At 44.7% G+C, this 20,243-nt stretch carries 18 protein-coding genes, 3 pseudogenes and 1 riboswitch; of the genes and pseudogenes, 15 read left to right on the plus strand and 6 right to left on the minus strand.

Features of this window, described 5'->3' with window-relative positions:
- Positions 1-86: 86 nt before the first annotated feature.
- Complete coding sequence (gene hxlB, locus M3182_RS18745; protein ID WP_251559527.1) at positions 87-644, minus strand: 6-phospho-3-hexuloisomerase; 558 nt, start codon at positions 642-644, stop codon at positions 87-89.
- 8 nt (positions 645-652) lie between these two features.
- Entirely contained in the window at positions 653-1,285 is a 633-nt protein-coding gene (hxlA, locus tag M3182_RS18750) for a 3-hexulose-6-phosphate synthase (RefSeq protein ID WP_251559529.1), read from the minus strand.
- Between the two features lie 826 nt (positions 1,286-2,111).
- Between hxlA and zwf the strand changes: the two genes are divergently transcribed.
- Positions 2,112-3,569, plus strand: a complete 1,458-nt coding sequence (gene zwf / locus M3182_RS18755; RefSeq protein WP_251559531.1) for a glucose-6-phosphate dehydrogenase — start codon at positions 2,112-2,114, stop codon at positions 3,567-3,569.
- Positions 3,570-3,616: 47 nt separating this feature from the next.
- Positions 3,617-4,510, plus strand: coding sequence for a phosphogluconate dehydrogenase (NAD(+)-dependent, decarboxylating) (gene gnd / locus M3182_RS18760; RefSeq protein WP_251559533.1), 894 nt, complete (start codon positions 3,617-3,619; stop codon positions 4,508-4,510).
- A 132-nt stretch (positions 4,511-4,642) separates the two neighbouring features.
- On the opposite strand, the gene M3182_RS18765 is transcribed toward gnd, so the two are convergent.
- Entirely contained in the window at positions 4,643-4,912 is a 270-nt protein-coding gene (locus tag M3182_RS18765; RefSeq protein WP_251559535.1) for an amidase family protein, read from the minus strand.
- Between the two features lie 272 nt (positions 4,913-5,184).
- Here M3182_RS18765 and M3182_RS18770 point away from each other — a divergent pair, with 272 nt between their 5' ends.
- Both M3182_RS18770 and M3182_RS18775 read left to right on the plus strand, forming a co-directional pair.
- The gene (locus tag M3182_RS18770) at positions 5,185-5,616 is read left to right on the plus strand and encodes an ASCH domain-containing protein (protein ID WP_251559536.1); all 432 of its coding nucleotides are present in this window, start codon (positions 5,185-5,187) and stop codon (positions 5,614-5,616) included.
- A 209-nt stretch (positions 5,617-5,825) separates the two neighbouring features.
- Complete coding sequence (locus M3182_RS18775) at positions 5,826-6,581, plus strand: IclR family transcriptional regulator (protein ID WP_251559538.1); 756 nt, start codon at positions 5,826-5,828, stop codon at positions 6,579-6,581.
- Between the two features lie 104 nt (positions 6,582-6,685).
- On the opposite strand, the pseudogene M3182_RS18780 reads toward M3182_RS18775, so the two are convergent.
- The 3 genes and pseudogenes from M3182_RS18780 to M3182_RS18790 form a co-directional block, all read right to left on the minus strand.
- Positions 6,686-7,475 (minus strand): annotated as a pseudogene (locus tag M3182_RS18780) (putative hydro-lyase).
- Positions 7,476-7,493: 18 nt separating this feature from the next.
- Positions 7,494-8,652, minus strand: a pseudogene (locus M3182_RS18785) (NRAMP family divalent metal transporter).
- 102 nt (positions 8,653-8,754) lie between these two features.
- Positions 8,755-9,516, minus strand: coding sequence for a LamB/YcsF family protein (locus M3182_RS18790; protein ID WP_251559540.1), 762 nt, complete (start codon positions 9,514-9,516; stop codon positions 8,755-8,757).
- Between the two features lie 312 nt (positions 9,517-9,828).
- Here M3182_RS18790 and pxpB point away from each other — a divergent pair, with 312 nt between their 5' ends.
- The 11 genes and pseudogenes from pxpB to M3182_RS18845 all read left to right on the plus strand — a co-directional run bounded on the left by pxpB (position 9,829) and on the right by M3182_RS18845 (position 19,915).
- Positions 9,829-10,599, plus strand: coding sequence for a 5-oxoprolinase subunit PxpB (gene pxpB / locus M3182_RS18795; RefSeq protein ID WP_251559542.1), 771 nt, complete (start codon positions 9,829-9,831; stop codon positions 10,597-10,599).
- Positions 10,583-11,593 carry a 5-oxoprolinase subunit C family protein gene (locus M3182_RS18800; protein ID WP_251559544.1) on the plus strand — a complete coding sequence of 337 codons (1,011 nt, stop codon included), beginning with the start codon at positions 10,583-10,585 and terminating at the stop codon, positions 11,591-11,593. The genes pxpB and M3182_RS18800 overlap by 17 nt, the downstream gene beginning before the upstream one ends.
- 15 nt (positions 11,594-11,608) lie before the next feature.
- Positions 11,609-12,091 carry an acetyl-CoA carboxylase biotin carboxyl carrier protein gene (gene accB / locus M3182_RS18805; protein ID WP_251559546.1) on the plus strand — a complete coding sequence of 161 codons (483 nt, stop codon included), beginning with the start codon at positions 11,609-11,611 and terminating at the stop codon, positions 12,089-12,091.
- Between the two features lie 21 nt (positions 12,092-12,112).
- Positions 12,113-13,463 (plus strand): annotated as a pseudogene (gene accC / locus M3182_RS18810) (acetyl-CoA carboxylase biotin carboxylase subunit).
- Between the two features lie 16 nt (positions 13,464-13,479).
- A complete protein-coding gene (locus M3182_RS18815) occupies positions 13,480-13,641 on the plus strand; it encodes a hypothetical protein (RefSeq protein WP_251559548.1) in 162 nt (53 codons plus the stop codon).
- A 236-nt stretch (positions 13,642-13,877) separates the two neighbouring features.
- Positions 13,878-13,987, plus strand: a riboswitch (TPP riboswitch).
- Positions 13,988-14,105: 118 nt separating this feature from the next.
- The gene (locus M3182_RS18820; RefSeq protein WP_251559550.1) at positions 14,106-15,194 is read left to right on the plus strand and encodes a LuxE/PaaK family acyltransferase; all 1,089 of its coding nucleotides are present in this window, start codon (positions 14,106-14,108) and stop codon (positions 15,192-15,194) included.
- Positions 15,191-16,630: an acyl-CoA reductase gene (locus M3182_RS18825; protein ID WP_251559552.1), complete on the plus strand. Its 1,440-nt coding sequence runs from the start codon at positions 15,191-15,193 to the stop codon at positions 16,628-16,630. Before M3182_RS18820 ends, M3182_RS18825 begins: the two co-directional genes overlap by 4 nt.
- An 11-nt stretch (positions 16,631-16,641) precedes the next feature.
- On the plus strand, positions 16,642-17,388 hold the full coding sequence (locus M3182_RS18830; RefSeq protein WP_251559554.1) for an ABC transporter ATP-binding protein: 747 nt from the start codon (positions 16,642-16,644) through the stop codon (positions 17,386-17,388).
- Complete coding sequence (locus tag M3182_RS18835) at positions 17,385-18,134, plus strand: ABC transporter permease (protein WP_251559556.1); 750 nt, start codon at positions 17,385-17,387, stop codon at positions 18,132-18,134. Before M3182_RS18830 ends, M3182_RS18835 begins: the two co-directional genes overlap by 4 nt.
- A gap of 3 nt (positions 18,135-18,137) precedes the next feature.
- Entirely contained in the window at positions 18,138-19,151 is a 1,014-nt protein-coding gene (locus M3182_RS18840; protein WP_251559558.1) for an ABC transporter substrate-binding protein, read from the plus strand.
- A complete protein-coding gene (locus M3182_RS18845; RefSeq protein ID WP_251559559.1) occupies positions 19,148-19,915 on the plus strand; it encodes an SDR family oxidoreductase in 768 nt (255 codons plus the stop codon). Before M3182_RS18840 ends, M3182_RS18845 begins: the two co-directional genes overlap by 4 nt.
- Positions 19,916-20,243: the final 328 nt, after the last annotated feature.

Here is a 20,243-nt window from a genome sequence, read left to right on the forward strand (position 1 = left end):
TGAAGTAGTTAATTCAAACAAAGACCGCAATCTTGCATGGAAACAGCTTGCGGTCTTTCTTATTTAGAACTCGAGGAATAATATATTTATTCTAAGTTGGCGTGTCTACCGTACATCTTATTGGTATCCAAACCTTTTTTCTCCATGAACCGAAGAATCACGGCGTCGTAAAATAGTAAAAGTGTTTGCTCAAACAATGAGCCCATTGGTTGAATGGTCTTAAAATCACTCTCCGACTGATCTTTAGGTGAGCCCGGCAACTTAATTGAGATATCCGCTAATTGTCCAATAGTGGACTCAGGGAAAATGGTTACAGCTGCAATAGTCCCACCGATGCTCTTTGCTTTCTCAGCCATGGAAACTAAACCTTTCGTTTCTCCTGAACCTGATCCAATGATTAAGATGTCATCTTTTTCAAAGTTAGGGGTTACTGTTTCGCCAATCACATAGGCATCTATCCCCATGTGCATCATCCGCATGGCGAATGATTTGGCCATAAATCCAGATCTACCTGCGCCTGCAACAAAGATTTTTTTTGATTCAAGAATCCCATTAACTAATTTTTCAGCTTCATCATTCGAAATTAAATCTACAGAGCGATTTAACTCTTTTATGATTTCAGCCAGGTATTGAGTTGTATTCATGATTTGAATTACCCTTGATTAATCATTTGTTGCATTTTGGCAGCAGCAGCTTTTTTATCAGCTTGACCAGTAATCCCGCCACCTACAATGACAAGGTCTGGTTGTACTTTGATGACTTCTGGAAGTGTGTCTAATTTAATCCCGCCTGCGATTGCAGTTTTAGCATTTTTTACAACACCTTTGATGGTTTGTAAATCTTCAAAAGAGTTCTTTCCAACTGCTTGAAGATCGTAGCCAGTATGAACACAAATATAATCAACGCCCATAGCGTCCACTTCTCTTGCACGTCCAGCAAGGTCTTTTACAGCAATCATATCAACAAGGATTTTTTTGCCTTGTTTTTTTGCTTCTTCTACAGCACCTTTGATTGACATATCTTCAGCAGTTCCAAGAATAGTGATAATATCAGCGCCTGCTTCAGAAGCTTTCATCACTTCATAACCAGCAGCATCCATGATTTTAAGGTCAGCTAGTACCTGTAAATTAGGGAATGCTTCTTTTACTGCTTTTACAGCATGAAGACCTTCATTGATTACAACCGGTGTTCCGATTTCAACGATATCAATGTGCTCCTCCACTTCTTTAACTAACTCAATTGCTTCTGGGATATTTACTAAATCTAATGCTAATTGTAATTCCATCTATATTCACTCCTATTTTTTTATTGGTGTACAGTGATAATGTCTCCAAAGTGTAATAATACTTTTACAGTAAAATTATCCTTACAGTGCTTATCTGTACCTGCCAGCAATAAGGAATATCATGTCCTCTCGCTGAACAATTGCAAGTATACTACGTATGATTCAACATTAAAAGTACGCACTTTTATTTTACATAGTGTTAAAAAGTATACTATAAGACTAACCACTTATATAGTCTCACTATTAACTTTAATAGAAACAATGCACCATTATGCATGGCCTATTTCTGAATAAATTGCTTGATTATTTGCCATATTGTCGTTATATCACATATATTTTTGTGGCCAGGGTGAGCATGCTCACCCTGGCTTTTTAAATTATTTAACGTAAAAACAAATGAGTTTATTACCCTTAGTATATATTTTGATACTATGTTACTTTTTTATCATTATTTAAATAAAAAGTGCGTACTTCCGTTTTAAAAATGTAGGTATTATACTTACATCTTGTTGCAACATTGGATTCACGAAATACCCTGGTTATTGATCAGTTATCTTATCTTCCGCATGCAGTTTATTACATTGAAAGGGTGAATAATATGTTCGGGTTACATGCAAAGCATCACAAAGTTTGTTCAAGATGCCTAACCTTCACATCGAATAATGATTATTGTCCAAAATGTGGTCATTCACATTTTAGGGACATCATTATTACGATCCAAGCAGGTTCAAATAAAAATATGGCTAAGCCAGGGGTTAACTAGCATGGGTTAAAGTAGTTTTTATGAAAGGCATAAGTGAAATTTTTGATTATGGAGGTATGTAAAATGGAGGCAATGACATTTGTCTTATTTGGGGCGACAGGGGACTTAGCAAAAAGAAAAATCTTCCCGGCTCTATATAATTTATTTTTGGATCAAAAATTACCTCTGCCCATCTCAATTATTGGGGTGGGAAGAGGCGATTTGTCAGATACTGAATTTCAATACCATGTGGAAGATTCCTTAAAAACATTTTCTAGACGATCACTAAATAACGATTCAAACCTTAAAGTATTTATCCGTGCCTTTCGGTATAGCCGTGTAAATGCAACCAAGGCTGAAGGATATAAGGGATTACTTGAACTCGTTAAACAACGTGAAGAAGAATTGAATATTCCAGAAAATCGTATGTTCTACCTATCTGTTGCTCCAGAGTTTTTTGATGTGATTGCTTTCAACATTAAAGAGAGTGGTCTAGGTTCTCCTAAAGGCTGGAAACGTCTAATTATCGAAAAACCGTTTGGACATGACTTAAAATCAGCTCATGAATTAAACGATAAATTAAGTAAAGCTTTTGATGAAGAAGAAATTTTTCGCATCGACCACTATCTTGGAAAGCCGATGGTACAAAACCTGGAAACGTTGGGATTTGCAAATCCAGTGCTTCAAGCATTATGGAACAACCAATACATTGCAAATGTGCAAATTACTGCAAGCGAAACAATTGGGGTTGAAGAGAGAGCTGGTTATTATGATCAAGCGGGAGCAATTCGCGATATGTTTCAAAATCATATGCTGCAAATGTTGATGATGACAGCAATGCAGCTGCCAAAACAAATTAGTGCAGAAGAGATCCGCAATGAAAAGAGAAAAGTAATAGAATCACTTCGTCCATTAAAGAAAGAGGATGTGGTGAATCATGTGATTCGCGGTCAATATGGTCCTGGTGAGATCCAAGGTAAACCAGTTGTTGGGTATGCAGGGGAACCTGAAGTTGCTCCTTCTTCTTTAAATGACACATTTGTGGCTGCCCGTCTTTGGGTGGATGATGATTTTTGGAGAGGGGTTCCTTTCTATATCCGTACAGGAAAAAGAATGACAGAGAAATCCACCCGAATTGTGATTGAATTCAAAAATACTTTAAAGGATTTGTATAGGACTCAAGGAGGAGAAACTGCGCCAAATCTTTTAGTGATTGAAATCAATCCAAACGAAAGTGTTTCATTACAATTAAATAGTAAAAACCCATTAAACAATGGAAAAATCGAACCAGTCAATGTTGATTTTTCTGCTAAGCAAGCAGATGTTCCTGAAGCGTATGAGCTTTTAATTTACGATGCAATGCGTGGCGACTCAACATTCTTTGCACACTGGAAAGAAGTGGAGTTGTCTTGGAAATGGGTACAGCCTATTTTAGAGGCTTTTGAGGAAAATACAATTCCCCTTCAATTATATCCTTCCGGGTCTATGGGACCAGATGCTTCCCATCAATTATTGGCAGAGGAAGGATATAAATGGTGGTAGTAATAAAAGATAAAGAATATTTTTAGATTATTAAGGAGGAAATGAACATGAAGGTTGGATTAATTGGTTTAGGAAAAATGGGATTAAACTTAGGTCGAAATTTAATTGATAACAAGCACGAAGTAGTAGCATTCGATGTAAATGGAAGTGCCGTTGAAGAAATGAAGAAATACGGTGCTCAAGGTATATCTGATTTAAAAGAACTTGTTCAATCATTAGAAAAACCAAGAGTTGTATGGATTATGGTTCCGCATGCTGTGGTAGATTCAGTAATTGATGAAATGACACCATTATTAGGCACTGGAGATATTATAATTGAAGCTGGAAATTCTCACTATAAGGAATCCATTCGCCGATATAACCAGTTAAAGGAAGTAGGAATTCACTTTATGGATGCCGGTACTTCTGGCGGAATGGAAGGTGCTCGTAATGGAGCATGTTATATGATTGGTGGAGACCCTGAAGCCTGGGGAATCGTGGAACCTATTTTCAAGGATACAGCTGTCGAAAACGGATTTATCTATGCTGGTAAAGCAGGGAGCGGTCATTTCTTAAAAATGGTTCACAATGGAATTGAATACGGTATGATGGCAGCGATTGGTGAAGGATTCGAGGTATTAGAAAAAAGCGAGTTCGATTTTGACTACGAAAAAGTGGCTAGAGTGTGGAATAACGGCTCAGTTATTCGTTCATGGCTCATGGAGTTGACTGAACGTGCATTTTCAAAAGATGCAAAGCTAGATGAAATTAAAGGGATTATGCACTCTTCTGGTGAAGGGAAATGGACAGTTGAAACAGCTTTAGATTTACAAGCAGCCACTCCTGTTATCGCAATGTCTCTTTTGATGCGTTACCGTTCATTAGACAGCGATACTTTTACAGGTAAAGTGGTAGCAGCCCTTCGTAATGAATTTGGCGGACATGCTGTGGAAAAATCATAAAGTCATCTCCTGATATATGTCTTTCAAATTATCGGAAAGATAATCTGCAAGTGTCTCCGCTTGGTGCCATATTTTTTCTATAAATAAAACAAAAAAGCGGTCCCCTAATTATGAGGATCGCTTTTTTGTAGGTTATTTAATAAGGGTTGGTGCAGCTCTATGCTTTGTAGCCTGCTCGTAGGCATAAGCCATCGCAATAAGTTCCGCCGCAACCTGAACGGTGCGAGCGTGCGGGCCTAGAACATCCCTGGTGCTGCCGGCAAGAGGGGTTACCCCAGTCGACGGAATCAAGCCAAACGAGGGCTTAATACCAACCAGTGCCTGAGCGGCAGCAGGAACCTGAATAGAACCGGCCGTTTCTTCTGCCAACCCAAGCACATCGAAGTTGCCGGATACAGCCATTGCGGTACCGATAAGCTGCTATTTTCCAATTTTATTGCTCCTCTCTGTTATGGTTTTATCAAGCTATTTCCAGCTTATCTTGGATAACCTCTGTGATAAAGGAAGTTGGCAGGTAACCTGACAGGGAAAATAGGAAGAGGGGAGTCAAATCCTGGGCAGGGCGGTAGCTCTAGGCAGCAAACATTGTGCCTTTTTCTTTGTTCGTGTACTAACTTTCTGAATCGATGGCAACTCTAAAGTCATCTAATTGCTAAGGAGGTGGATTTCCATTCATGAAGGTTCTATCAATGATTCAGCCTTGGGCAAGTTTATTTGTACTTCGCGAGTCCCAGTATGAAACAAGGACCTGGAAAACAAACTACCGGGGAGACCTAGCCATTCATACGAGTAAAAAAATAGATAAACAAGTCTGCAGTTACAGAATCATCCAGGATCTGCTTGGAAAGCATGGTTATTCAGCAGACAACTTGCCGACTGGAGTAATCATCGGCGTCTGTAAGCTGCGAAACTGTCTGAAGGTAGTGGAAAACCACGGAACATGGGCGGTGCTGGAAGATGGGCGAAAAGTTTCGGGGAATGACTTTTTGCTGGGGGATTTTGATGTAGGAGGCTATGTATGGGAAGTTGAGGACATGCGGCTCCTTGAAAAATATATTCCTGCAAAAGGGCAGCTTGGCCTGTGGGAGTATGGTGGAGAAATATAGATGTAAACGGGACTGGTTTGTATATGCCCGGATACAAAATACAGAGGAGGTCGCTTATTACAGGGGCCTTCTCTTTGTTTTTGTGCAGACATATGTTTTATATCCCCATTTAAAAATACAAACTAACATCTTGTTTAATTCCGGATGCTGCCAGTATAATGAATGTATATACCGAAATTCGGAACTATGCTAAAGGAGGAGGGTAGCTTGTGCAGGTCAAAAATAAGACGGTCGTAAGGTCAATGGATATACTCAATCTGTTTATTGACCATTCATCGCTGAGTTTCAATGAAATCGTCGAGCTCTCGGGAATTCCAAAAACGTCTGTGTATCGAATGGTGTTATCACTTGAAGAGATGGGGTTTCTTGATAAAGAAACGGATGGGAAATACTCCCTTGGTCTGTTGTTTCTTCAGTTTGGCCATTTAGTGGCAGAACGTCTAGATATCCGGAAAGTGGCTTTGCCAATTATGCAAAGGCTTCATCATGAGGTCGGGGAAGCTGTAAACCTTATCGTGCAAGATGGTAAAGAGGCCCTCTATGTCGAAAAACTGGACACAAAGCAACCGGTAAGGCTCTTTACTGCGATAGGCCGCAGATCTCCACTTTATGCGGGAGCATGCTCTCGTATAATTCTTTCTTTTTTGCCTGAAGATGAGCGAGAGCAGTATTTAGGTGAGATAGAATTGAAACCGATTGCTTCCGGAACGATTACCGATAAAGAAGAACTTCTCCTTGTTCTCGAGGAGTCCCAAAAAATGAGGTATACCGTCAGTTACTCGGAGCTGCAGGATTATTCTGCTGCGGTAGCTGCGCCTATTTTTAATCATAATGGACGAATTATAGCCGGCATCAGTATTGCAGGCCTGGACGTGAATTACCAGCAGGAGAGGCTGCCGTATCTGGTTGAAAAGGTCAAAGGTGCAGCACAGGAGATTTCTCGGAAGTTTGGATATATCAGCTAATAATATTATTACAGTAAAAAGGGACATGGATGCGGTTCATCTATGTCCTTCTTTGCGGGAATCGGGGAAAAAGCTGCTGAAAAATCAGCAGCCTGTCATTTTACTTATAAGACCCCTAACGTTTCATCACGCAGGTCGGTAATAAACATATGTCCGGGTGCATGCGTGATCATCAATGCGGGCTTTGTTTCCATTGCAACAGCTTGAGGAGTGACACCGCATGCCCAGAATACAGGAACTTCACCTTCTTTAATTGTGACGGCGTCGCCGAAGTCAGGTCGGCTGATATCTGTAACGCCAATTGCTGCCGGGTTCCCGATATGGATTGGCGCTCCGTGGACAGCAGGGAAACGGGATGTCACCTGCACTGCCCGCACAACATCTTCCTGAGGGATTGGCCGCATGCTTGCCACGGTCATTCCGTGGAACTTGCCCGCTTTGGTGCATTCCAGGTTAGTAATATACATCGGCACATTGCAGCCCTCTTCAATATGTCGGATTGGAATGCCATTATTAAGGAGGGCGTGTTCAAAGGTGAAGCTGCAGCCGATGAGAAAACCGACCATGTCACCTTCCCAATATCTGGTAATGTCCGTCACTTCGTCCCTCAGTTCGCCATGCCGATAAATACGATACTTCGGAATATCGGTGCGGATATCAGCCGTCGGGGCCGCCCTTTGCGGAACAGGAGATCCAGGCTCCAGCACATCAATAATTGGGCAGGATTTTGGGTTCCGCTGGGCAAACAGGAGGAAGTCAAAAGCATCCTTTCTTTAAAATCGCCAAATTTGCTTGTGTATAGCCGCTTGCCATCCCGGCTGTCGGTCTTACAAGCTCGTTTCGGCGAATCATTTTTCTGACCTGCGAAGGTGTCATTTCTGCAAGGCTATTCATGAATCATTCCTCCTATGATTATTTAATAAGCATTGGCATTTGATTAATTAATGTATAGATTCCCATCACTGCCATGACTATGACCACAAACGCACCTGATATGGTAAGCCATAATGGATGTTTATAGTCGCCGACGATGTCCTTTCGATAGGCGGCAACCAGCAAGGCGCCAAGGGCAATCGGCAAAATGAGGCCGTTCAGTGCACCAACAAAAATCAATACATTTACAGGCCTTCCGATCAGAACAAATGCCAGTGTAGAAATCACAATAAAGCCAATAATGATCGTTTTGTAGTTCTTATCCAGACGCGGACTAAATGTCCTGATAAAAGATACAGAGGTATATGCTGCTCCAACAACTGACGTAATAGCAGCAGTAAACATGACAATGCCGAATATTTTATAGCCGATATTGCCAGCGGCAAGCTGGAAAACAGAGGATGGGGGATTATTAGGATCAATCTGCATTCCTTTTGAAACGACCCCAAGCACGGCTAAAAAGAGAGCAATCCTCATGACTGATGTGATCAAAATCCCGACAATCGAGCTCCGGGTCACTTCTGGCAAGGCATCGATTCCTTTTACGCCGGCATCCAGGAGGCGGTGCCCGCCGGCAAACGTAATATATCCGCCTACTGTACCGCCCACGAGTGTGACGATTGCCAGGATATCAATGGTGTCCGGCGCCACACTCTTTACAATCGCCTCTCCAACAGGCGGCGCTGTCGAGAAGGCAACGTACAGCATTAAACCAATCATGACAAACCCTGCAATTTGCGTAAACCGATCCATTGCTTTCCCGGCTTCTTTAACAAGGAAAATAAAGATGGCAATCACGGCAGCAATGACCGCACCTGTTTCGGGATTTATACCAGCCAGGGCATTCAATCCCAGTCCGGCACCGGCGATATTTCCGATATTAAAAGCAAGTCCGCCCATTACGATCAGGAAGGATAGGAGATACCCCAATCCAGGAAAGACCATATTGGCGATATCCTGTCCCCTTTTTTCGGATACCGCAATGATACGCCATACATTCGTTTGGGCAAAGATATCTATATAATCGAAACTAAAATGACAAAGCCAAAACTGGCGGCCAAGGTTTGCGTGAATACGGTTGTTTGTGTCAGTAAACCAGGCCCAACGGCAGAAGTAGCCTCAGGAAAGCTGCCCCCATTAGCAATGTCCAAATTAACTTGGGCGCAGGTGGTGATTTATCACCCTTTTGTGGTGAAACTTTGAGTGGTTCCATGTTGGTCCCCCTTGTTCTTCCTTTTTCTTATCCTCCAATTGCTTTCACAGTAATTTCCGAAGCTTCAAGAACTCCCCTTATTTTGCGGGCGAATGCAAGTGCCTTTAGGCCGTCTCCATGAATGCAGACCGTATTGACCTTCACAGTTACATCCGTGCCTTGGCTGGAAAGAACCTTGTTTTCTTTCACCATGCGGACAACCTGCGAGACGGCCTGCTCATCATCATGTATAAGTGCGTCCGGCTGGCTGCGCGGTGTAAGTGAGCCGTCGTGTTGATAGGTTCGGTCGGCAAATACTTCTTGTGCGGTTTGCAAGCCGGCTTTTTCCCCGGCATGTACCAGTTCACTGCCGGCAAGACCAAACAGGATCAGCTGCGGGTCCACCTTATAGACGGCTTCTGCGATTGCTTCAGCCAATGCTTCGTCGTTTGCGGCCATATTGTACAGGGCGCCATGTGGTTTCACATGCTGCATTCTTTCGCCCTCAGCCTTCAAAAACCCATAAAGAGCACCAATTTGATAAATTACCATATCATAGGCTTCCTGCGGTGAAATGCTTAGGTTGCGCCGACCAAAGCCGATCAAGTCAGGAAGTCCCGGATGGGCGCCGACCCTGACGCCGTTTTTAAGAGCAATCCTTACGGTTTTCCGCATGACGGACGGGTCTCCCGCATGAAAGCCGCAGGCGATGTTGGCCGATGTAATAGACTGAAGAATTTCTTCATCAATTCCCAATTGGTAAACTCCAAAACTCTCTCCCAAGTCACAGTTCAAATCAATCTGATACAAAAAATGCCCCCCTAACGATGAATGTGATAATTCCGAATTTAGGAACTATTGTTTCGAATATCGTACCATAAAACCCTCTTAATGCATACTATATAAGTTTGAATAAATCTGTCAGGAAACAAAAAGGAAATTTTAATAAAAAATGTTTTCCCCCAGGTTCCAATGGTTTTGAGTTTTTTTCATCCTGGTAAGTGTTTATACAAAAGAAATGAGGAGGTAACGGTTGTAATTTTTATTTCTGAAAATTATAATAGTGATATAATCCGAAAATAAGAATTTAAATTCCTAAAAACGGAATAAGGGGGATGGGAAATGCTTCAACCAATCTCTGGAGGAAGAGCGAAGAGTCAGATGAAGCCGCTCGGGGACTCAGCCATCCTTGTCCAGTTTGGCGCAGAAATTAATGAGGATGTTCACTTAAGGGTAAAAGCATTCACCGATTACCTTGAAACACATCCCTTTGCAGGATTTTTGGATTGTATCCCGGCATTTACGAGTGTAACGGTTTTTTATAATCCTTTAGTTGTTCGTCGGCAGGGGGATTCTGGTTCCTTCTCCGGGAAAGAACGCTCGCCATATAAAATAGTTCATTCCATCCTGGAAGAAATGGTAACAGGACTTGAAGAAACGAACACAGACAAGTGGAGAGTAGTGGAAATTCCTGTCTGCTACGGAGGGGAATTTGGCCCGGATTTAGAAGCTGTTGCCAGACATAACCATTTGTTGCCGAGTGAAGTGATTACAATTCATTCAGAAGCGGACTACCTCGTCTACATGATTGGGTTCGCTCCAGGTTTTCCTTATTTGGGTGGAATGTCCGAGAAGATCGCGACACCTCGCCATACTTCACCGCGTTTATCAATACCGGCAGGATCGGTGGGAATCGCTTGCTCGCAGACAGGAGTTTACCCGATTTCAACACCCGGCGGCTGGCAAATCATCGGCCGTACACCGGCAGATTTATTTCTTCCGGATGAAAATCCGCCTAGCCTGCTCCAATCAGGAGATGTGATACGTTTCAAGCCGATTCCTCCTGAAGAATATAAGATATATAAGGTGAGAATTTATGAGCATAAAAGTTGAACGTCCCGGGCTCCTTACTAGTCTGCAAGATTTGGGAAGATACGGGTTTCAGAAATACGGTGTGATCGTCAGCGGAGCGATGGACGCTGTCTCTCTTCGAATTGCCAATTTATTGGTGGGCAATCAGGAGGGGGAGGCTGCATTGGAAATCACATTGGTGGGACCTTCCTTAACGGTGAAGGAAGACTTATTCATCGCGATTACGGGCGGAGACCTGTCTCCGCAAATTGATGGAGAGCCTGTTCCGTTATGGCGGCCTGTCTATGTGAGAAAAGGAAGCATCCTTAGCTTCGGTGCATGCCGTACAGGCAGCCGCGCCTATGTAGCTGTGTCCGGCGGCTTTGCCGTGGAAGAAGTAATGAACAGCAAAAGCACCTATTTGCGCGGGGGGATCGGCGGGTTTAAAGGGCGTGCACTAAAGGCAGGAGATATAATCCAGTGCAACAAAATGCCGAAAAAATCTGAAGACCTTTTCATAAAGCTAAAGAACAAAGGCGGTTTCCATCCGTTTGCTGCGGCGGACTGGTATGTCAATCCAGCATCTGTAGTGAACATCAAAAATAAAACGGAGATCCGTGTCATAAGAGGGGGAGAATTCGACCATTTTACCCCAGCCAGTCAAAAGCAGTTTTTTGAGCAGGAATTTAAAATCACTCCAAACTCTGATCGGATGGGGTACCGCATAGAGGGTCGGGCTTTAAAGGCTGAAGAGTCGTTTGAGCTTATATCGGAGGCCGTGTCCCACGGGACAATCCAGGTGCCGAAAGATGGAAATCCGATTATCCTGCTTGCCGACCGGCAGACGACAGGCGGATACCCGAAAATTGCCCAAGTTATAACCGCGGATCTGCCACTCATTGCCCAGTTGAAGCCGGGCGAAAAAACCCGTTTCAAGGAAATCACGCTCGAAGAGGCCGAGCAGCTTTACCTGGAACAAGAACAAAAAATGCAACAGCTGAAAATGGGCCTTCAGTTAAAAAAGCATAAAGAATGAAAAGGGAGATGTAAAATGCTGACTCTCAATCAGATGAAAGATTTAATCAAAACAGTTGATCAATCTTCCGTTGACCGGTTTAAGTTTGAAGCCGAAGGAATGAAGGTGCTCGTGGAAAAGATAGCGGCAAGCGGGCAGTCCTCCGAACGGATTCAAGTGGGAGAAACGCCTGAAAATCAGGAATCTATATCAGCAGCAGCTGCTGTGCAAAAAGAGAAAGTAGATAAAGAAGCTTCCAGCAGCACCGACAAGGAGCAACATCGGGTTCTCGCTCCAATGGTTGGCACCTACTATTCCCGTTCCAATCCGGATGCCGAGCCATTTGTGCAAGTCGGTACAAAGGTTGAGGAGAATCAGGTCCTTTGTGTCCTGGAGGCAATGAAGCTGTTCAATGAAATTCACTCAGAAGTGAGCGGCGAAATTGTCGAAATTCTGGCAGAGGACGGGCAGCTGATTGAATACGGTCAGCCTATATTCGTTATAAAAAATGTTGATTAAGAGGAAAGGAGGGAGAGCTGCATGTTCAAGAAAGTGCTGATTGCGAATTGCGGTGAAATTGCCGTCCGCGTTATCAGGGCGTGCAAAGAACTGAGGATACATACCGTTGCAGTGTATTCAGAAGCTGATCGTGAAGCCATGCATGTTAAGCTGGCGGACGAAGTATTGCATCGGCAATACGGCTTCCAGGGACAGCTATTTAAATATATCCAATATTATAACTGTAGCCACAGCAGCAAAAGCGGAGGCCATCCATCCCGGCTACGGTTTTTTGGCCGAAAATACCGAGTTTGCGGAAATATGTGCAAAATGGGATATCGTGTTTATCGGGCCTGACCCGGAAGCGATCAGGAAGATGGGTGAAAAGGCGGTCGCAAGAGACACGATGAAACAAGCAGGCGTTCCAACCGTTCCCGGTACAGATGGATTGATTGAGGATCCGGACGAGGCGCTGATCGTGGCTAGAGAAATCGGGTTTCCGGTGATTGTCAAAGCAACGGCAGGCGGGGGCGGCAAGGGCATGAGAGTAGCGTCTGATGAGGAAGAACTGAAAAAAGCCATCCGACAGGCCCAAAAGGAAGCCGAAACCGCTTTTGGCAATCCGGGTGTGTATCTTGAGAAATATTTGGAAGAGCCGCGCCATGTTGAAATTCAGATTATCGGCGACCGATACGGGAATATCGTCCATCTCGGTGAACGGGACTGTTCCATCCAGCGTCGCCATCAAAAATTGCTGGAAGAAGCGCCGTCCCCGGCTCTTGATAGTGAGCTTCGAAATAAAATGGGAGAAGCGGCCGTTATGGCAGCCAAATCCGTTTGCTATCATGGGGCTGGTACTGTCGAGTTTCTGTTGGACAAGCATGGCCAATTTTATTTCATGGAAATGAATACGCGTATTCAGGTAGAGCACCCGGTTACAGAGCTCGTCACCGGCGTAGACTTGATTAAGGAGCAGCTGGCAGTGGCGGCGGGGCATCAGCTTTCCTTCGCCCAAAGCGACGTCCAAATCAGCGGCTGGGCAACCGAGTGCCGGATTAATGCCGAAAACCCAAGGGAAAATTTCATGCCTTCCCCTGGCCAAGTGGGGATGTATCTTCCTCCGGGCGGTTTTGGTGTAAGAATCGACATCGCCGTTTATCCCGGTTACACCGTATCACCATTTTATGATTCAATGGTGGCAAAGCTGATTGTCTGGGGCAAGGACCGGGATGAAGCGATTCAGAAAATGAAGCGCGCCCTGGAGGAGTTTGTTGTCACGGGTATTGAAACAACGATTCCCTTCCATCTTAAATTGCTTGAACATGAGGCCTTTGTGAATGGGGATTTTAATACAAAGTTTTTAGAAACATATCAGTTAACGATTGAGGAATAGTTTAGGAGGATATTTTATGTGGGTAATCACTGTTTATTCCAATGACAACAACACAACCATGTTTGAATTTGAGACTGAAAAAGAAGCAAAAGATGCCTTCATGAACATCAAAGGGCGCAAATTCCTTGCCGAAGTGATTTACTTCAATGATGCCTGTTTTGTTCAGGATATTGCTTAAAGCACTTTTAAGTTATGATGCCAATGTTAGTTTTTGTTCTAATAAGAGGTTGTACCGCGCAGCTACTGGTACAACCTCTTATTTGTTTCGTGGAACTATGGGGAATACCTGACCAGTCAAGGCGGCTTATATAATAGTTGGTGATAATAGGGGCCGTTCTTTAACTATAGAAATATTTATTAAAGTGTTTGCAATCTTATTAGATAAAAGGTACACTTTTTCATAATAACTAACAACATTACATAATCGGGAGCCTGTGGAATCAGGCTGAGAGTACGGCTGATCTGCCGTAGACCGTTTGAACCTGTTGGGTAATGCCAGCGTAGGGAGAGTGATAAAAGGCTTTTTTATGCACTTTGCTTAGGCGAAGTGCATTTTATTTTGTCCAGAAAAGGGTTCAGCCCCGGCATAAAGAACTTCATATGAACGAAAATTTCACTTTATTCAGAAAGGATTTGAAGCAGATGAATCAGCAGCTGAGGATCATCGATGAACTTTCACATTTTATAAAACAGGATTCCCCGTCCGAAGAAGCTTTTAATGACCTGGCTTTGAGAATCTTTATCTATCAATATCACAACAATCTGCCATACCAGGCATTTTGCAGGCAAAAAGGAAAAACGCCGAGACTGGTGAAATCTTGGAGGGATATCCCTTTTGTCCCGATTAATGCTTTTAAAGAGGTTCCTTTGAGCAGTGCAGACCCGGAATCGGCGGAAGCGGTGTTTATGACCAGCGGCACGACAAGAGGGATAAAAGGAAAGCATTATCATCCGACCCTCCAAATCTATGACCTTTCGATGATCGCAAACTATAAACAAAGATTTATGAAAGACAGGGAGAAAATCCGGATGGGAGTGCTTTTTCCGACAGAAAAGGAACTGCAAAATTCATCCTTGGCCCACTACCTCGCTCTTGCCGTCGGGGAGTTTGGAACCGAAGAAAGCCAATACCTGTTAAATGGGAACGGCCTGGACATGGACGGAGTGTTGAGGGAACTTAGCCGGGCGGAAGAAACGGGCGAGCCTTATGCTTTGGTCGGTGCAAGCTATAGCTTTGTGCATCTTTTTGAGGGATTGGAACGCGCTGGGAAGACGTTCTCACTGCCAAAGGGAAGCCGGATCCTGGATACAGGCGGCTACAAAAACCAGTCAAAGGAGCTGGAATTGGATGAATTCTATTATTTGCTGTCCACTTATTTGGGCGTGGACAGAAGCCGCTGCATCAATATGTACGGAGTGACGGAGCTAAGCACGCAATTTTATGACAATGGAAATGAAGTCGTCCCGTCGGTCAAGTCAGGGCCTCACTGGATTAAAACGAGAGTCGTCAATCCGTTGACAGGAGAAGAGGTGCCAAAGGGCGAGCGCGGGGTTCTAGTTCATTGTGATCTGGCGAATTTCAATTCGGTTACGACAATCCTGACCGAAGACCTTGGAGTGGAAGTCGACGGCGGATTTCTTCTATTAGGAAGAGTCCAGGGAGCCGAAGCAAGAGGGTGCTCGATGGCAGTCGAGGAGTTTATACAATTAGCAAAGGGACCGGCGAAATGAGGGAACGGGCAGGTTATATCCCTAATATCGGAGAAGAGGACTTCGAGCTGAATATCCTGAAGTTCAAGGATCTGGAAGTGGAGGTGCCGCTGCTGACAGACGAGCAGATGAACAAGGTCATTGAAACGGTCAAAAAGGGCAGTGCCGAAGTGTTAAAATCACTCAGCGTTTCAGAAATGGTGAACATCATCGATAAGGTAACCGAACAGATGCTTGACCGCCGTTCACCCTTCCGCCAAAAAGCGGAAGAGCTGCTGCCGCATGTGACAGGCTTTGATGAAGAGATCATCCGGCTTGGGCTTACTTCTTATTTAAAATCATTTCGCAAGCATGAGCTGCAGCGTTTTCTTGCCGAAGATTTGGGAAACCCATTATTGCTCGATGACTTTCAGCCGCGGGTAAAAGGAGGGTTTTCAAAAGCGGTGGGGCCTGAGCTGACTACCCATGTCTGGTCAGGGAATGTCCCAGCGCTGCCGCTGTGGAGTTTTGTGTGCGGTCTGTTGGTAAAGGGGGGGAACCTCGGGAAAGTTTCAAGTGCCGAGCCGCTGTTTGCCGGCTGGTTTGCGCGCCTGTTAGTCGAGGTGGAACCAATGCTTGCGAATTGCTTTGCGGTTGTGTGGTGGAAAGGCGGAGATGAACAGCGCGAAAAATTGGTATTTCAACAATCGGACCTCGTTATCGGGTATGGAGGCAATCAGGCGCTGGAGTCACTTAAAAGCCGGATTCCAATTACCACCCGCTTTCTCCCATTTGGCCATAAAGTGAGCTTTGGAATTGTCTCCAATGCGGCCCTTGACTCACAAAAGGCATGGAAAACCGCCCATCAGGCTGCCATGGATGTGGTTCGCTATGACCAGCAGGGCTGTTATTCACCCCATCTTTTTTATGTTCAAACCGGCGGCAAAGTGTCCCCAGGCGAGTTTGCCCGTTATATCGCAGCCGAGCTGGACAACCTTGGCAAACGGTACCCGCGGCGAAGGCTGACCATGGAAGAATCCTCTTCCCTCGGCTCCTGGCGGCAGAAAGAAGAAATGAGCCTTTTTTCCACTAGAGGCAAGGCGGTGCTTGGACATTCGGCCAATGAGTGGGCTGTTGTCTGCGAGGAGCAGGATGCCGACTTTACGCCAAGCCCTTTGAACCGGATGATTCGAGTCATTTCGTTTGATAAGGTGGAAGACCTGCTTCCTTTGATCCAGCCTTACCGTTCTTATCTTCAGACGGTTGGAATGGCAGCAAGCCCAAAGGAACTTTTCAAGTGGGCAGAGTTATTGGGAGGAATTGGAGTGACGCGGATTTCCGCTTTAGGAAGGATGACCTCGCCTGAAGCGGGCTGGCATCATGACGGCCGCTTCAATCTGCTGGATTTAATCAGCATGGTTGATATTGAAGGTTCGGCCGAAGAGGATAGTGAACGTTTTGCTCCTTATGTAGATTAGGAGGTTTTGGAATGAGTTTTTTGACAATCGAAGATGTGACCTATAGTTATCGCGGGAAAAATCCTGTGCTTCATAATGTTAACTGGGGAATGAACAAAGGGGAGTTTCATTGTTTAATTGGTAAAAGCGGCTGCGGAAAAACCACCTTGTTAAAGCTTGCCGCCGGTTTGCTGCAAACCGATAAAGGCAGGATTCATCTTGAAGGGAGCGAAGTGGTAAAGCCTTCCCCGGATTGCGGATTCGTGTTTCAATCTCCCACATTATTGGAATGGAAAACAGTAATGGATAATGTGCTGCTCCCGATTTCGCTGAAACGAAAACTCACGGAAGAAGACCGGACGCAGGCTTTGGAGCTATTGGAGCTAGTTGGGCTGGCCTCGTTTTCGGATCGATACCCGCTGCAGTTATCAGGCGGGCAGCAGAGCCGAGCCGCCATTGTGAGAGCGCTTGTTCAAAGGCCTTCTTTATTGTTTATGGATGAACCCTTCGCCGCCCTTGATGCTATTACAAGAGATGAGCTGCAGGACGATCTTTTGCGGATGTGCAGGAGATACAATATGACGGTTCTCTTTATTACCCATGATATTTCAGAAGCTGTCTATTTAGCCGATGCGGTCGGTGTCATGGCAGAAGGAGAAATGGTCTATCAGTCAAAGGTTGAGCTTGAACGGCCACGCAGGATGGAAATGAGGTATGATTCTTATTTCAATGAACTATGTTACAGATTACGGCAAGTAATGGGCGGAAACCAGTCATGAATAAAATGCCGCTGTTTTCGTTTTTATTGCTGGTTTTATTGCTAGGGATCTGGGAAATGGCGGCTGGAACAATGTCAGAGCTTGTGCTGCCGGCACCTTCTGTTATCGGGTCTGCCCTTTGGGAAGGAATGGTGAGCGGCTATTTTACGCCGCATATCATCCGGACAGCTTCAGAGGTGCTGCTTGGGCTGCTTTTTGGGGGAGGTTTGGGATTTGTCATTGGCATCCTCATGGGAGAGGTCACATTTTTACGGAAGCTTCTGTCCCCTTATATCATTGCAAGCCAGGCTGTTCCAAAGCTGGCCCTCGCTCCGCTGTTCATCCTTTGGTTTGGGTTTGGCATGACGTCAAAAGTTGTCATCACTGCTTTGGTATGTTTTTTCCCGCTGCTCGAAAATACCATTACCGCCATCCGGTCCAGCGACAAGCAAAAGCAGGAATTGTTCCGGATGCTGGGGGCTTCACGGCTGCAGACACTTGTTCATTTGAAAATTCCTGCCGGCTTGCCGGGAATTTTAGCCGGGCTGAGAGTGTCCGTCGTGTTGGCTGTAGTGGGAGCGGTCGTCGGAGAGTTCATTGGAGGCAGCCAGGGATTGGGAACGCTGATCATTGCTTCCCAGGGGATGATGGATACACCGCTCATGTTTGCCGCCATCATTCTGTTAACGGGAATGGGAATCATTCTATATTTAGTCATTTCTTTGTTTGAGAAAAGATGGACAATACCATATAAAAAGGAGAATTAAAACATGAAGTTAAAAGGTTTATTCATCGCCGCTATCCTTCTTATGATTGTTGTGGCATGCGGGGCGAAAGAAGAGGGAAGCTCCGCACCAGAAAAAGAAGAATTAATACCAATTACGGTCGCCAACTGGAGCCAGCTTATTACTGAACAAACGAATATGCTCGTAGATGAACAAAAAGGTTTTTTTAAAGAGAAAGGGATTGATGTGGAAGTGATACCCGGAGCCGGCGGCGGGGATGCCATCAAAAACATTCTTTCCGGACAAGCCGACATCGCCTTTACCGATCCAGGCTCCATTTACTTTGCCTTGGACCAGGGGGCAAAGCTAAAAGTGATTTACAATATTTATCCGCAAAATGTTTTTAACGTTGTATCGCTGAAAGAAAGCAATATTACCAAGCCGGAAGACCTAAAAGGAAAAACGATTGGCGTTTACAGCCTGTCAAGCGGAACCCGCCAAAATTTATTGGTCCTTCTGCATAATGCAGGGCTTTCTGAAAAAGATGTCAGGATCGTTGAAACCGGCCTCCTGAACTTTGCGCCGCTCATGCAGGGCCAGGTAGATGCAACAGCGGCTACCGATACAGGTTTATTTCTTGGCAAACAAAAAGGACTGGGCGAAGTGAATGTCATGGAGATAAAAGATTACTTGAATGTGCCAAGCGATGTATTTGTTGTCACCGAGGAAACTTACGAAGAAAAAAGAGCCGAGCTCAAGGCATTTTTGTCCGCTTATCGTGACAGTGCACAATGGATGCTTGAAAATCCCGAAGAAGCAGCTGCGCTTGCGAAAAAATATGCGATTGACGGCAAAGACGAAAAACAGAATCTGGAAATCATCAAACTGCGCAATGCTTCCAGTGTTTCACCTGATACAGATAAACGGGGATTAGGTACACTTGATCCAGCCATCTTGCAGGAAGGGGCCGACACATACCAGCAGCTGGGCCTCGTAAAGAATAAGCTTGATCTGGAGAATGTTGTCACGGAAGAGCTGTTGGAGGAAATAAAAAAGTGAAAAAATTTGAAGGAAAAGTGGTTCTGGTAACTGGAGCGAGCCGCGGGATTGGAGCGGCCATTGCTCGAGCTTTTGCCAAAGAGGGCGCCCTTGTCATCGTCAATTACCTCCAAAATGGAGAAAAGGCAAAACAAGTGGCTTCAGAATGCATTGCGCTTGGCGGCGACGGCTGGGCCGTCCAGGGAGATGTGACTTCAGAAGCAGCAGTAAATGAAATGGTGGAACAGGTAGTGCTGGAAACAGGGAAAATAGATGTAGTTGTCAATAACGCCTTTCGCCCTTTTCACTTTGATCCCGAGCAGCGCAAGCTGGCTTCGGAATTAAAGTGGGACGACTACCAGGCGCAAATTGACGGCGCTGTCCGTTCGGCTCATTATATGTGCCAGGCCGTTCTGCCGCTCATGAAAAAGCAAAGCCAGGGAAGCATCGTAAATGTGATCAGCAACCTGGTCGAAAGGCCGATCGTTCCGTATCATGAATACAATACGGCCAAAACTGCTCTTATGGGCTATAGCAGGAATCTGGCTGCAGAAACAGGATCTTTTGGAATAAGGGTCAATTGTGTGGCACCCGGTCTTGTCTATCCTACAGACGCCAGCAGAACGACAAAGGAAGAACTTAAGGAAATGATCATCGCCCAAACCCCTTTGAGAAGAATTGCCAGCCCTGAAGATATCGCTGGACCAGTACTATTTCTTGCCTCCGATTGGAGCCAGTTTATGACAGGGCAGACTTTGTATGTCGATGGAGGGTTTGTGATGTGAGCTGGATAATCAGCGAAGAAGCGACAGGACGGTTTTTATATCGGACATTCGGAAGTTTTGTAAGAAAAAAGGCATAACGAGCTTTAATCAAGCTCGTTGTGCCTTTTTATATTTCTTGGGTTTCCACCCAAACCCGCTAAATTTTTGATTGCCAGAGAAGAAAGAAGTCGCGGTTTTAGCCTATGGGGTTTCAATTTTCCAGTTTTCAATTTGTAAAAAACAGGGGAACGGTCTTCACAACTTCCTTTGGAAACAGAAAAATCTCCTCATGCTTCTTGTTTTATTCAGAAAAATATGTTAATTTTATAAAAAATGAATTTTAAACTTC

Source organism: Mesobacillus maritimus, assembly GCF_023715205.1.
GTDB lineage: Bacteria > Bacillota > Bacilli > Bacillales > Cytobacillaceae > Mesobacillus_B > Mesobacillus_B maritimus_C.